Here is a 15,507-nt window from a genome sequence, read left to right as displayed (position 1 = left end):
ATTCCCTCATCCCCTTATCTTACTTTTGGTTGTAATCCCAACCTTTTATAGATTTCTATAGGAATGTTTACATACATTTTCCCAATGTTATAATTCTCTCTATATCCACTCTCTTCTTGTACAAGGAATAAATTGTCCTCTATCTTATCTTGAATAAAATCCCTATCACTAATAGATTTCTGTAAGTTTTCAAAAAGTAATTCTATATTTACTACACCATATCCCCATTCTGGATTTGGATAAGCTAATTTCTCTTGCTTTGTAGTTGCTCCAACCATGAAATTTCTTGGTTTTTGTGGATACATATTAATATCATTTCCCTGCACAACTCCCCATTCCATTATAAGAGCACCTATCCCTGTTAAAATTGCCCCTGGTACTGCCATTCCACTTACCACTTGTAAAGTGTCATTTAATCCAGTTGTTAAAACATTTACTGCAGGATTAGTCACTGAAGGCTTAACTCTCCCATCCCGTGAAAAGCCTTTTCCTGATTGAGGAAGTATAGTATTGGTCTGCTGATTATACCCTGCAGAAGTTACAATATTTCTTGCAGTTCCTGGGGACATTACTGTTATATAAGGATCAGGATTTAAAAACCTTGTTCCAGGTTCTAAAAGTTCTCTTTGGAGTAACCAACTGTCATATCTTCCAGTGGTTATCATTTCACCAGTTAAATTAAACTCCCAAATTCCTCCCTTTATATTTTTAAATAAAATTTCCCCTCGCTCTTCACCAAAACCTTGCCTTTCCACAAAAAATTGAATACTTACTTGGGTCTCACCAATAGAAAAAGAAAGAAACTGATTTTCCTTAGGAATTTCTATTGGTTCACTAACTTCTCCAGTAGGAGATTTGATGGTAAAGGAAAAAGTATCTACCCTTAAGGTATAAACAGATAAAAGTAAATCCCCCTCCTTCTCATCTACTTGTAATTTAATCACTGCTGTTTTCTCATTTTCAGTAAGATTTCCACCTACATGAGTATCACTATCACCTTGACTTCCGCTGTTTGTTACAACTAAAAAACTTCTTCTTTGGGAGAATAAATCTATATATCTTTCTGAAACCGTATCTCCTTCATGTCCTCCTAAATTACTTCCTATTGCTATATAAACCACCATAGGTTTTTTTAATTTTTCTTGTAACTCTGCTAAGTATCTAATGGCCGCAGTTAAATCTATACTTTCATAAACCTCCACATCTACCGCCTTTATTCCTGCGCTTTCTTTCACTACATTTAAAGCCTTATTTAGCTTTACAATGGCAAAGGTGCAATTTGGCACTAGACTCTTAAACTCCTCATTCTCATCAAGCCTTCTGCCGCCTATAATCCCTGCGATAGCAGTTCCATGGCCAACTTCATCTCTTTGTTGGACTATATCATAAGGATTTCTCCCTATTGCTTGAGATCTTATTGCTTCATTAATTTTTTCTGTAGTAAATTCAGTACCCTGAATAAACCCAACGGGTGGAACTCCCTGTTGCAAACTTTGATCCCAAATTACCTCTATTCTAGTTTCACCTTGATTAGTCATAAACCTTGGATTTAAATAATCTATTCCTGTACTTATAATCCCAACTACTACCCCATCTCCTTCTAAGGTAACAGTTCCTTTATCAATAGCATTCAAGTCATAAGTATCATTAACTACCCTTAATTCCGACAGGGTATAGGGGAAACTACTTTGCACATTTACAATTTCCTTAACATCCTGTAGAAGTCTATTTAGCATTCCTCTTTTCACAAAAACTACCGCAAAGAACTTTCCAGGTAAGAACACCGCAGCATAGTCTAGCTTACCAATAGCCTCCTCAATATTTCCTATATATTCTACAAAATAGCTTTCATAATCCTCACTTAAGTAATATTCTTTATCACTTTTTTTATTTATTGCCGTTGGAGATAAATCTTCAATTGGAGTATTTTGTGTATCTGTTCCTTCTTGCTGATTTAACTCTCTATTAAAGGTTCTCTCCCATTTTATGGCCCCAGTTTTCTCTCTCTCCCTAAGTAAATCAGCTTCATCTTTATGTCCTTTATATTCTTTCCTAATATAACCTCCATCTTTATCCTTCACAGCTTCCCCTCCTTATAATTCTCCTTGATTACAACTCCAGATTAACCTTTTAAATAAATCTGTTGGTATATTCCAGTAGATTTTCTCCTGGTATATCGCTCCCCTTAAGAGGTCACAAAGTCCCGCTACAACCTCTTCTCCCCCATGGTTGCTTAAGCTTTCAAATACGGCTTTAAAACTTAACAATCCAAAACCTGAGGTAGGATTTGGGTAAATAACCCCAGGTTCCTTTACCGTACCACGAATAATATAACTGTTAAGTTTTTGAGTAAACATATTAAGATCCTTCCTCTGTACAAATCCCCATTCAAATAAAAGCACTGATAATCCTGACAATATTGCTCCTGCCGCTGCGCTCCCACTTACTACTGCTATTTTTTTTTCTAACCCTACAGTAATAATATTATTAGATAATGTTGAAACAGAGGGCTTTACTCTTCCATCTTTTGTAAATCCCTTCCCTGGTTCAGGGGTTCTAATATTAGTTAGTTCTTGATAATTAGCCGTAGTTAATGTACCTATAGCTGTAGAGGGAATTGTTAAAGTAGTATATTCATTAGGCACTAATACTCTAGTTTCTTTCTTTAAAAGAGGCCTCTGAAGCAACCAAACGTCATAGCCACCATAAATTACATATTCTCCAGTCAAATCAATTTTCCAAACTCCACCGCTTACATTTTCTATCAATATTCCAATCATTTTATCTGCCATAGCTTGAGCTTGTATGGAGTATAAAATGGTAATTGTAGTACTGCCCAAGGTAAATTTCACTTGAGACCCATTAGTGGCAGGTATAGATATCCGCTTAATCCCCTCGCCACTGGGCGCTGCTACCCCAACAGAAAAAACATCTGGGTTCCTAAACCAAATTGATAAGTATAAGTTTTTCTCTTCCTTATCCACATTAATTTCTATGGTTTTCATAGTTCCTGTGCTTGATACCTCTCCACTAGTGTGAGTGCTACCATTACCTTCATCGCCTGTATCTGTTATTATTGAAAAGCCTCTTTTAAGTGAAAAAAAATCTATATACCTTTCTAATGCAGCTCTTCCAGTATGAGCTCCAAAGTTACTTCCAAGGGCTAAATAAACTATCATTGGCTTCATCAAAGTATTTTGTAGTTCAGCTAAGTAACTAATGGCAGATGCTAAATCTGTTGATTCGTATACATTAGGCAACCCTTGATCTATACCATACTCTTCCATGGTGATTTTTTTGGCCCTTTTCACCTTTACTATGGCAAATTCGCATTTTGGAGCTACACCAAATACTTCATCAGTTGCTCTTACTCTACTTGCACCTATAATTCCTGCAATGGCTGTGCCATGCCCTACATCATCTTTATGTGGAACAATTTCATAGGGATTACCTCCTGAGAAATATGTCCTGATTGCTTTATTTATTTCTTCTTTATCAAATTCGGATCCATAACTAAAAGGTACTGGTGGAGATCCTGAACTTAAACTTTGATCCCAAATTGCTGATATTCTTGTTCTTCGATCTTGTGTCATAAAGTTTTCATTTAAATAATCTATTCCTGTGCTTATTATTCCAATTATTACACCCTCTCCATCTAGCCCTAAATTGTTGCTACTATCTACATTTCTTCCTTGATCATTAAAAGATGGCACTAGGTCTGATAGACTATAGGGGCTACTTTTTTCTATATTTACGATTTGTGGAACATCTCTAATTAGATTCCCAAGCATGTCTTTTTTAACTGATACTGCTGCAAACATAGATTTTTCTGCAAACACTGCTCCATAATTTATTTTTTCAAAAGCTTCTACTATATTTCCTGAGTATTCAACAAAATAATTCTCATACTCCTCATTAGCATAGTAATCTTTAAAGAACTTGCTGGCTTGTTTTTCAAGAGCTTCGCTTAAAATCATGCCCCCATTTTCAACTTCCCTATAAACTTCTTTCCTTAAACTATTTGTCATGGAAACTCCTTCCTTTTTCATTGATACTTTCTACAAAAGTTGTATAAATTTCAGGAGGTATACTTAAATACAAACTATTAGGACTTTTCAGTTGTCTTTTATCCTTAATTACCATATCTTTCTTTTTATTATTTTCATCAACAAGCTCTATAAGTTCCTTTTCTAGGGTACTATTTATAGCTTTTATTTCCTCTTCTTCCTTATAAGGTTCATCTATTAAAGTTGTAGTTCTCTGCTGAATTCCTACACTTCTTGAAGCAACCTCCTCATTCCAAACCTCTATAGCATTTCTTACACATAGGGTTCCATAGCCCCAAGTTGGACCTGGGTAATCTACATCTGTTCTAGTCCTTCTAGCACCTTTCAAAAGAAAATACTTTAGTCTCTGTCCATAAAGATAGGGATCTCTTCCCATAATTAATCCCCATTGCATAAGAAGAGCTGCTCCTCCTGCCACCGCTGGAGTTGCCATAGAGGTTCCTGATAAAGAATCATATCCCCCACCTGGTATTGGAGCTTCAATATTTTCTCCTGGGGCAATGACATCAGGCTTTACAGGAACTAAAATCTCATTTCCTCTTCCTGAAAAACTTGATATTGTTCCATTAATATAGTTATAGCTTCCTACAGTAATTGCAGCTGGTACTGTACCTGGAATACCTACAGTATTATAGACACTAGGATTTAAAAACCTAGTATTTGGATTTAATCCTTCTGCTATAGGAAGCCACATATCATATCTGCCCCTTATTCTAGTTCCTGGACTAGTCATAATTAAAGTCCACACCCCAGCACTTAAAAATTCTGCCTGAGCCACAAGACTTATAACAATTTCCCCATTAATATTAAAGGGAGTAGGACCACTATTATAGATGTAGTAAGCATCTGTTCTAATACTTCCCTCAGTAAAAGGTCTTGTTAGCCTCAATACCCCTGTTCTACTTCCATTGGGAGCCACAATATCTAAACTTACATCTTTTAAAAAGGATTTATATAATTGGAAAATTATCCCTCTCTCTTCATTAGCAATATTAACATTTATTCTTAATTCTTCTCTTAGATCTCCTCCACTGTGATGAGCCTTATCTCCTTCATTTCCAGCTGCAATAGCTATGGTTACTCGTTCCAAGTTAGCTATAGTTTCAATGTATTGCTCTAAAAGGCTTCTTCCATCATGAGCACCGTCGTTAGTACTAAAGCTTATATTAATAACAAGAGGTTTATTAAGTTCATCTGCTCTAGTCACAAGAAACCTTATGCCTCTCATAAGCTGAGTGCTTTTAGCATAATTCATTTTTCCTTCTCTCGTCATCTTTACCATGGCAATGGAGCTTTGAGGTGCCACACCTATATATCTTCTTTCTATGTTTCCACCCGCACAGGCAATACCTGCTACATGGGTTCCATGCCCAGCCCTATCTACATGAGGTACTATTGCAAAGGGATCTGGTGATTTTAAGGCAGCATTAATTTGTTCTCTGTTATAAACTTTTCCATTATCATCTAAATCATAAATATAATCTATCCTGGTATCTCCATTGGCATCTCTAAAGGCAGGATGAGTATAGTCTATTCCAGAATCAATGAATCCAATTAAAATTCCATTTCCGTTCAATCCATAAATTTGTGCAGCTTCAGTAACACAAGCTGCTCTATTACTTGGCTCAAAGGTAAGAAATAAATTTTTAGGTAGCTCTATATAAAGTATCTCCCTTATATTTGCAACATCTCTTACCACATTAATATTTACTGTGACAATTCCGTAGCCAAAACCTAAATCCTCAAAGGTTCCTCCCAAGGCTTGAACTTGGGCATTCACAGCCTCCCTATTGTCTCCATACAAAATCGCTAGCTCGATCTGTTGTGATGCCAGGGTTTCTTCCCCAAATACTGGTGCCAACTTGGATTTTATCCCTTGTGGTAGATTTAAAAGCAGGTTTAGTAATCCATCACTTTTTTCCAATGTTACCCCTCCCACAATATTCTATATATACATCTTATGCCACTTAACGGTTTTTGTTATAGCTACTGTGTTTTAAGATTAAATTTATAACTAAAAAACTATAAGAATCCTAAAAATTCTTATAGTTTTTATAAAGTTTAATCTTATTACTTTAAATTTTCTTATATCTAAATTTTTTTCTCTTGAAATAAGCCCTTGGTCAACACCCAATTTAATTTCTGTACTTTATCCCATGATTAAATAATTAAATATAATTCTTACTTCTCATAAAGTATTTACTTTATTGTTATACTTACAATAATCTATTAATAATCTCTGGTGGTATTCTATTGTGAACATTATGGTTAAAGACTTCCACATATTCCTCTTTATTTTCTCTTATCACTGGTACATTGGTTTGAATATTTCTAATTACATTAAAAGTGTTCTCTAAGTCTAAAATCCCATATCCCCACTCCTCATTAGGATAAACATCTCCTGGTCTTTTTCTAGTTCCCCTTATTAAATAAGTTCTCACTTTTCTAGCATAAAGGTTAGGGTCATTGCCCTCCACAATACCCCATTGAAGTATTAAGGCTACTGCACTTGCAAGAACAGCTGCGGCCATACTGGAACCTGTATAAGTAGCTGTTCCACCACCTACTGTTGCTGCTAAAACATCTACCCCCCCTGAGGTAAGATCAGGCTTTATTCTTCCATCTCTTGTAAAACCTTTTCCTGAGGCTGGATATAATATATTTAAATCTTGATTATAAGTTGCAGTTACTATAGCACTTTTCCCAGTAGCTGGAATTTGAAGAGTAACAAGAGGATCCGGATTTAAAAACCTGGTTTGAGGGCTCAGAAGCACTCTACTAGGTAGCCACAAGTCATATCTTCCATTTGCAATAAATTCCCCAATAACTCTAAGTTGCCAAACTCCAGGCTTTACATCTTTGATAAATATTCTAATAAAAATATCACCAGTTATATTTTCAGGATAAAAATAATCTACATTTATAGTACTTTGTTCAAATAAAAGTTTAAACTGTTGACTTTGACCTCTTCTAATGGGTATTCGCTCCACTGATTCTCCGCTAGGAGCAATAATCCCTACCGATACCTTATCTGGCTTTTTTGCCCAGAAAAATATGGCAAGACCCTTTTGTGCTGGATCTACATTTATCTCTACAATTTGTATATCCCCTGTTTTCTGTAGTATACCGCTGGCATGACCTTCACCTGCACCTTCATTTCCCGTACCTGTAACCACTATTAACCCTCTTCTCAAGGAAACAACATCAATATATCTTTCAACTGCAGTACCACCATCATGACCGCCGTAATTAGAGCCTAAAGGTATTAGTATAACCATGGGTCTTTGTATGGATTCTCTAAGCTCTGCTAAGTAATTCATACCAAGTAATATATCTGAGGTTTCATAAACAGGTGTAGAAATTTCTGTTTCATATATACCAGCAACTTCTAAAGATGACTTTTTTGCTTGTTTTAGTTTTACAATAACAAATTCACAATCTGGAGCTCCTCCAACCACTTCTCCTCGACCCCTCCCCCCAACAATAGAAGCTACTGCTGTTCCATGTCCTGTATCATCTCTCTGGTTTACTATAGCATATGGATCTCCTCCTGTTAAACTTGCCTGAATAGCTAGGTTAATTTGTTCCCTATTATACTCTGTTCCAAAACCATAGTTTCCTGGTGCTGGTCCTGTCTGAACACTTTGATCCCATATGGTTACAATTCTAGTCCTATCATCCTCTGTCATAAAGTCAATATTCAAGTAATCTATTCCACTGTCTAGTATCCCTACAAGTACACCACTTCCCCTTAGATTTAAAAGAGGATTTTCATGAAATAAAGAAATATTGGCAGTATTTATTGGAGATAATGCATTAGGGAAAAATGCCCCACTATATTCAGTGGCTATGAGTACTTTTACATCATTAAAAAGTTGCTGTTCCATTCCCTTCCTAACAGACACTATGGCATAAGACCTAGAAAACGTGTATGCACAAGCATAATCTATTTTTGAAAATGCTTCTACAATATCACCACTAAACTGAGTTATTAAAGTTACGTATTCATCACTTAAGTATTTTTCTGAACAACCTTGGGAGGTTTGAATTACAGTAGCAAATTCACTTTGCTCTATATCTATAGTTTCTCTTTTTTCTGCTGAATGCTCACAGTTCATACTCTTTTTCCCTCCCTAATCTTCATTATTTTCTTCATAAACCTTTAATCTTCTGTAGATGCTCATTGGAGTTTTTGTAAAAACCTCTATTCCTAAGTTTTCAGTTCTTATACTACTTTCAACAACTTCCTGACTTCTTTTTCCTAATAATTCTCCATGATACTCTAAAGATTTTCTCTTATTTCCATATCTATAATTCATGTTATTACTTCTTAAATTTTCAAAGGTTCCCAATAAATTTAAAGTCCCATAGCCCCACTCCCTATTAGGATAAATATCACCAGCCCTTCTAATTGCTCCAGCTATGAAGTACGCTGCCACAGTGGGTCCATACATGGATGGGTCGTTACCCTGAACCACTCCCCACTCTAAAAGTAGTGAAGAAGCTCCTGCTAGAATCGCAGCCGCTGCACTGGAACCGCTTATTGTAATAGTTTCATCATTTAAAAAAGTAGTAACTACATCTACTCCTCCCGTTGCAACTTCTGGCTTAACCCTATTATCCCTGGTAAACCCTCTACCTGAATCTGGCTCTATAGAGTTATTGCCTTGATTATAAAAGGCTGTGGTTACAATGTTGTAGGCAGTACCTGGCGCTGTAATGGTTGTGTAGGCATTGGGGTTTATGAATCTAGTATCTCCCTTTAGTAGTTCTCTCTGAGGTAGCCAACAATCATATCTCCCGTCCACAATATATTCTCCATAAACACGAATTTGCCATATACCACCTCGTGCATTTTCAATAAAGATATGAATCACTTCATTTCCTGTTCTTTCTTCGGGAAAGGCATATTCAATCCTTATGGTGCTTCCTTCAAAAACTAATTTGTAAATCTCTTCACCTTTTAATTTTATTGGTACTCTTTCAATTATTTCTCCACTAGGGGATACTATTCCAATACCAAATCTATCTGGTGAATTTCCGTAAAACTCCAAATGGACTATAGTCTCTACCTCATCAATATTTACCTCTATACTTCTTACTTCCCCTGATTTCCTAAAAAACCCGCTGGAATGTGTGCCTGTATCTCCCTGATTCCCACTGCCTGTTATAAATACTATTCCTCTTCTAACAGAATAGTAATCGATAAATCTCTCTAATGCAGAGTTTCCTTCTGCACCTCCAAAATTACTGCTTAAAGGAATTAAAATCACCATAGGTCTTCCATATTTGATTTGTGCCTCAATTAAGTATCTAAGCCCTAGTGCTATATCTGCAGCTTCATACACTGGGACCATAGGGTCTACAATCCCACTCCTAAGGAGGGTACTAGCTTTCGCATACTTTAGCTTTACAGATATAATTTCACAGTCTGGAGCTGCTCCTCGTGGAATTTTCACCCCAGTTGCTGCTGCAATCCCAGCCATAGAGGTGCCATGACCTATAGTATCTCTTTGGGGGACAATAGTATAAGGATCTCCACCCTCTCTTCTTGCCTGTATAGCTTGATTAATTTGCTGTTGGTTATAAACACTTCCAAAGTTAAACCCTGCAGGTGAATTTCCTGACTGTATTGTTTGATCCCAAAGCTCTAGGATTCTACTTTGCTTGTCTAAGGTCATAAATTCTTCATTTAAATAGTCTATACCTGTATCTACAATCCCGATAATTGTACCTTTGCCTGTCAATCTAAAAAACTGATTTTCATGGAACTGATTTATATTAGCTACAGAACTTGGAGATAAAATTGATAATGTATAAGGATAGCTTCTTTCAATATAAACTAGCCCCTGTACTTCCTGTAAAAGTTGCTGCAACCTCCCTTTTTGTACTGAAAGTGCTGCCATCAAAGTGCTTATGGAAAAAGCACAGGCATAACTTATTTTTTTCATACTCTCATAAAATCCCGGCTCTATTTCCACCAAATAACTTTCATAGTACTCACTTAGAAATAAATCTCCACATTCAGTTATATTTCCTTCAGCATCTTTTGTTACTCCAAGTAATGGTATGCCTTCTACTGCTGGTGGCTCATCTAAACTTGCTAATATAGAAGTTGGAACCTGAGTTGTTTGCGGTATTTCTGTTATTTCTGCCGGCTGTGCCGTTATTGCTTGGCCCTGCCCTTCTACTTGAATTGGTTCAGTTGTAATTTCTGTTTGAACTTGTTGGTTTTCCTGTTGTGTTTCAATCTGTTGTAATAGCTCAGTTGGTATCGCTGGAATTTCCTCGCCTCCTTGATTTGCCGTAGCTGGAGCACCTTGAACTTCTGATATACCTCCATTTGATATTAATGGTGTTTCTACCACCCCATTTGTTATCGGCAATTCCTGTTGAGTAGGCTGTGTAATTTCTCGATTACTTATCACACCTAATTACCTCCTCAAAACCTACTAGGTTTTAATCTATTATATAATTCCCTCGGAATTCTTTTGTATATTTGAGAGGATAACACATTAGTATACGATTCCTTTATCTCTTTTTCCTGTTGGCCCTGGAAAATTTCTTCACCATTTACTCTACCATTTAAATGAATCTTTTCCTTCTCATAATGCTTTAATCTAGCTAAGTTAGTATTTTCCTGTCCTGCTATAGCATCAAAGGCTCCAGCGAGATCCAGCATTCCAAATCCCCACTCTGGATTTGGATACACATCTCCTGGTCTTTTCCTTGTTCCTCTTATAAGATAATTTCTTATTTCTTCTCCATACATTTTGGGATCATTTCCATTTACTATACCCCATTGTAATAACAAAGCTACAGCTCCTGATAATACTGCTGCCGCAGCACTAGACCCTGTAACTATTGTTGTTCCTCCACCTACCGCTGTAGTGAGCACTTCTACTCCCCCACTTACTAAATCTGGTTTAATTCTATTATCTCTTGTATATCCTATTCCTGAAGAAGGTCCAAGTACATTATTGCTCTGATCATAATACCCAGTAGCAATAACACTTCCACTAGTGGATGGAATTGTCAAAGTCATTGCATTTGTAGGACTTAGAAATCTAGTTCCTGGCTTTGCAATTGGCCTTTGAGGCATCCAAATATCATACTTGCCATTAACAATATAGTCACCATATAGGATTATCCTCCATATACCGGGCTTCAAATCATTAAATATTACTAAAATTAATTCATCCCCAGTGGTGTTTTCTGGAAAATAATATATCACATTCACTACGGTTTTTTCATAAAGAAAGGTTTTTCTTCCTCTTCCATTTAATCTGGCTGGTATTCTTTCCATAACTTCTCCCGTAGGGGAAGTAACTCCAATAGATATTCGTTCAGGATAACTACACCAAATATTAAGCGCTAATCCTCTTTGATTTGGGTCCACATCTATTTCTATGATAGCTGTATCTCCTGTTCTAGCTATAACCCCTGCTGTATGGGTTTCAGTATTCCCTTGATTTCCTGTGCCAGTTACAAAAACTAATCCCCTTCTTATAGACAGTAAGTCAATTAGTCTTTCTATTGCAGAGCTTCCATCATGACCACCAAAATTGCTACCTAATGGTATAAAAACTACCATAGGTTTTAATAAACTTCTTTGGACCTCAGTTAAATAATACATAGCTGTTATTATATCTGAACTTCTATATACACCTGGTTCATCATATATTCCTAAATTTTGAAGATATGGACTTGTAGTTTCTCTTAGTTTAACTACTATAAATTCACAATCGGGAGCAGCTCCTACCATATCACTATAACCTCTTGCCCCAATGATTCCAGCATTTGCAGTGCCATGACCATTGTCATCTTTAGAAGGAACTATGGAGTATGGATCTCCTCCACTTTTTTGAGTTTCAATAGCCCTATTTATATCCTCCCTAGTATATTCACTACCGTACCCAATATTAAAGGGTGCCCTTCCACCTTCTATGGTTTGATCCCAGATTCTATCTATTCTAGTTCTTTCATCCTCAGTCATAAACTCCCTATTAAGATAGTCTATTCCAGTATCAATTATCCCTACTACTACTCCAGTACCCCTTAAATCTAAGGTTCCTCCCTGACTAAACTCAAGAATATTAGCGGCTTCTATAGGTGATATTTGAGTTAATGTATATGGTGCTAATGGATCTACATATTGTATAGTTTCACTTAATCTTATTAACTCCTGAACTCTACCAGCCTCCACAAATACAATAGCACTAAAATCACTTATGGGTAGTGCTCGCGCAAAACCAAGCCTTGCAAGTTCTTCTTCAATATCGCCAATATATTCAACTGTTAACAGTAAAATTTCCTTAGGATTTCCTAGTTGAGAGCTAAAAAATATTTCTCTGCTACTAACTCCACTATATTTTTCCTGTGTACTCATTTTTCACCTCCTGCTTATTATTAATGAAAAAATAATCTTTATAGTACTTAATTTTGTATATAAATTTCAGAATAAAAGCCATCTTATTCACCACCAAAAATTATAAGAGTATAAATATGAATCCCTTTATAAATGGAATAATGCCCTTAGATCCCTAAATATAAGAATTTCACTTATGAGTAACCCTTGAATACAAGCTAATAGGTACACTTAAAAACATATCCACAGATAACTCTTCACTATAATAAACTTTGTTTAAACTATAAGTAATATTTTTGTTTAAGTTCCATAACTTCATTTGATTTTCTGCTGTTTCCCTATAAGCTACCATACTATCTCCACCTCTTAAGCTCTCAAGGGTTCCTTCTAAATCTAGAAGTCCATACCCCCATTCCCTATTGGGATATACATCCCCTGGCCTTCTTCTTGCTCCTCTTGTAAGATAAGACTTCACTGTTGGTCCATACATAGCAGGGTCATTTCCCCTTATAATACCCCACTCTAATAGAAGCAAAACTGCTCCAGTAAGTACAGCGGAGCCTACGCTAGAACCACTAACTTTAACTGTAGTATTACTTAGTCCTACAGTGGTCGCCATAAATCCTCCTGTCGCAATATCAGGTTTCATTTCACCTAATCTTGTAGGCCCTCTTCCAGAAGCCGGAAGAATAGTATTGCTATTTTGATTATAAAATGCAGTTGTTATTACTGACCTTGAAGTACCAGGGGTAGTTACTGTTATATAAGGACTTGCATCTAAAAATCTAGTTAATGGTTGAAGAAGCTGTCTTTGTGGTAGCCATATATTATAATCCCCTATAACTATATACTCTCCTCTGAGTCTTAATTGCCATATTCCTCCTTTAGGTCTTTGTATATTTACAAAGATATATTGATCTCCTGTGGAGTCCTCTGGTATGTTATTTGTTATTAGCACTGTACTTCCCTCAAAAACTAAATTAAAGCTCTCCTCTGTTTTTATCTTTGGGGAAACTGGGGCTATAATTTCGCCGCTAGGTGATACCAACCCCACAGAAATTCTATCAGGCTTGCCTACCCAAATAACAAATACTAAATTATTTTCATTTTCATCCACAAAGATCTCTACGGTTCTTAACTGTTGACTCTTAGTGAAAATACCACCTGCATGAGTATCACTGTCACCTTGGTTTCCTGACCCTCCTATAAAAACCAACCCCTTTCTAGATGCAAAATAATTTATAAATCTCTCTAATGAAGAAACTCCATCATGGCCAGAGAGGTTGGTTTCTAAACTTAGTAGTACTCCCATAGGTCTATCTATTCTCGATTGAAAGTTAGATACATATCTAACACCTTCTAAATAATCTAAGCCTTCATATATAGCACCCTTCCGCTCATCGATGCCAGCAAGTTTTAAGGCCACTGTTTTTGCTTCCTTTAGCTTGACAACAACAAAACTGCAATCTGGTGCCCCTCCAACAACTCCATTTAACCCTTTTGCTCCAATTAAACCTGCGATATGAGTACCATGTCCAATATCATCCTTATGAGGAACTATGGTGTAAGGATCTCCTCCATTCTCATAGGTTCTAATTGCTTCATTAATCTGCTCCCTAGTATATACTGTGCCATAACCTACATCTGGATTTGGAGTCGTTCCTGGAATACTTTGATCCCAAATAGCCATTATTCTTGTGTTACCATTGTCATCTCTAAACTGTAGATTTAAATAATCTATTCCTGTGTCAATAATTGCTGCTACTGTGCCACCGCCCCTTAGGTTTAAGAACGCATTTCCATGAAACTTTGTAATATTAGCTGCAACCACAGGCTCCACTTCACTTAGTGTGTAGGGCAAACTAGTATCTGCATTAATAATCCCGGGAACATCTTGAAAAAGTCTTGGAAGCATGCCATTTCTAACTGCTGCCACATAATAAAAGGGTGAGAATCTAAAGGCACAAACATAATCCAACTTTTCTATTTGACCTGATATATCTCCCTCAAATTCAACTAGATAATTAAGATAATCTTCACTATAATAGGCTTCATTACATATTGGGCTATTTGAACTCTCTCTTTCAATTGTTCCTGGTGTTAAGTCTTCTATATTTAGATTGAACTCTTCCATAAAATCCTCCCAGCGAAAAAACTCCCTATGATATGTTTATCATAGGGAGTGAAAATTTGTGCATGATTTTTATGAAATTTTAGGTTATATTTATATTTTATTTTTATATAACTCTTATAGTTTTATTAATATGTTTCTTAAGTTACTTTATCTATAACTTTATTTCTAGTCTGTTTAATTTTGCAATAACCTTTATATCCTTGGGACTTACTGTTTCTGTTCTTAAAGACCCTCTGTTACTAATTAACAATATCTTATTAGCATCTAATTTTTTGATTTGTCTTAACACTCTTTCTCCATTGTGATCAATTAAGCAAATTGCATTGTTTTCTATTTCTGAAGTAAGATTTGCAAAAGCTAAGTCTCCTTTAGCTATTCTAAATCCAATTAAATCATCATTTTCTATTTGAAGATATAGAACCTTATCCTGTGCAAAACCTTCAACCTTATTTGAAATTATAGGCAACTCTTTTTTTCCTGATGATTTACTTAAATCATAGCCATATATTCCAACAGATTTTAAAACTGAGCCTAAAGCATCATTCCAAACATCATTAATTGCCTCCGCTGGCTTATTAACCTTTTTAGGTGCTGTCTTTACCTTTTCTTCTTCCATAATAAGAGTATTCATCATGGAGCTCATATCTTCTAGGTCTCCACCTAAAACTTTACCTATTCTATCCATAAGGTTTTCATTTACAACTTTTCTTCCACTCTCTACCTCATTAATAAAGCTTTCAGCAACTCCTAGTTTCTTAGCTAATTGTTTTTGTGTCATACCCTTAGCATTTCTGGCATTTTTTATTCTTTCACCTATTCCACTCATAATATCTTCTCCTCATAAGCTTAAGTAATAAGTTTTTAATTATTATATTATATCATAAATTTGGTTAATCAGTATAAAAAAGTCCCCTAGAGTTTGAGTCAAGTTAAAGTTG

The 15,507-nt window shown here is 36.0% G+C and carries 8 protein-coding genes; all 8 read right to left on the bottom strand.

The features are described from left to right. Positions 1-14: 14 nt before the first annotated feature. The 8 genes from B3040_RS12215 to B3040_RS12180 all read right to left on the bottom strand — a co-directional run bounded on the left by B3040_RS12215 (position 15) and on the right by B3040_RS12180 (position 15,395). A complete protein-coding gene (locus B3040_RS12215; protein WP_291573676.1) occupies positions 15-2,081 on the bottom strand; it encodes a S8 family peptidase in 2,067 nt (688 codons plus the stop codon). 12 nt (positions 2,082-2,093) lie between these two features. After that, positions 2,094-4,028, bottom strand: coding sequence for a S8 family peptidase (locus B3040_RS12210; protein WP_291573674.1), 1,935 nt, complete (start codon positions 4,026-4,028; stop codon positions 2,094-2,096). Then, positions 4,018-5,991 carry a S8 family peptidase gene (locus B3040_RS12205; protein WP_291573672.1) on the bottom strand — a complete coding sequence of 658 codons (1,974 nt, stop codon included), beginning with the start codon at positions 5,989-5,991 and terminating at the stop codon, positions 4,018-4,020. Before B3040_RS12205 ends, B3040_RS12210 begins: the two co-directional genes overlap by 11 nt. 292 nt (positions 5,992-6,283) lie before the next feature. Further along, positions 6,284-8,185 (bottom strand): S8 family peptidase, encoded by a 1,902-nt coding sequence (locus B3040_RS12200; RefSeq protein ID WP_291573670.1) that lies wholly within the window; start codon positions 8,183-8,185, stop codon positions 6,284-6,286. Between the two features lie 15 nt (positions 8,186-8,200). After that, positions 8,201-10,495: a S8 family peptidase gene (locus B3040_RS12195; protein ID WP_291573667.1), complete on the bottom strand. Its 2,295-nt coding sequence runs from the start codon at positions 10,493-10,495 to the stop codon at positions 8,201-8,203. A 14-nt stretch (positions 10,496-10,509) separates the two neighbouring features. Then, a complete protein-coding gene (locus tag B3040_RS12190) occupies positions 10,510-12,456 on the bottom strand; it encodes a S8 family peptidase (RefSeq protein ID WP_291573665.1) in 1,947 nt (648 codons plus the stop codon). A gap of 169 nt (positions 12,457-12,625) precedes the next feature. Continuing rightward, positions 12,626-14,569, bottom strand: coding sequence for a S8 family peptidase (locus tag B3040_RS12185; protein WP_291573663.1), 1,944 nt, complete (start codon positions 14,567-14,569; stop codon positions 12,626-12,628). Positions 14,570-14,720: 151 nt separating this feature from the next. After that, a complete protein-coding gene (locus tag B3040_RS12180) occupies positions 14,721-15,395 on the bottom strand; it encodes a S24 family peptidase (RefSeq protein ID WP_291573662.1) in 675 nt (224 codons plus the stop codon). Positions 15,396-15,507: the final 112 nt, after the last annotated feature.

The organism is Clostridium sp. UBA4548 (assembly GCF_002387895.1).
Lineage (GTDB): Bacteria > Bacillota > Clostridia > Clostridiales > Clostridiaceae > Clostridium_J.
Note: the sequence above shows the minus strand (reverse complement) of the source record. Positions and strands in the feature narration are given on the sequence as shown.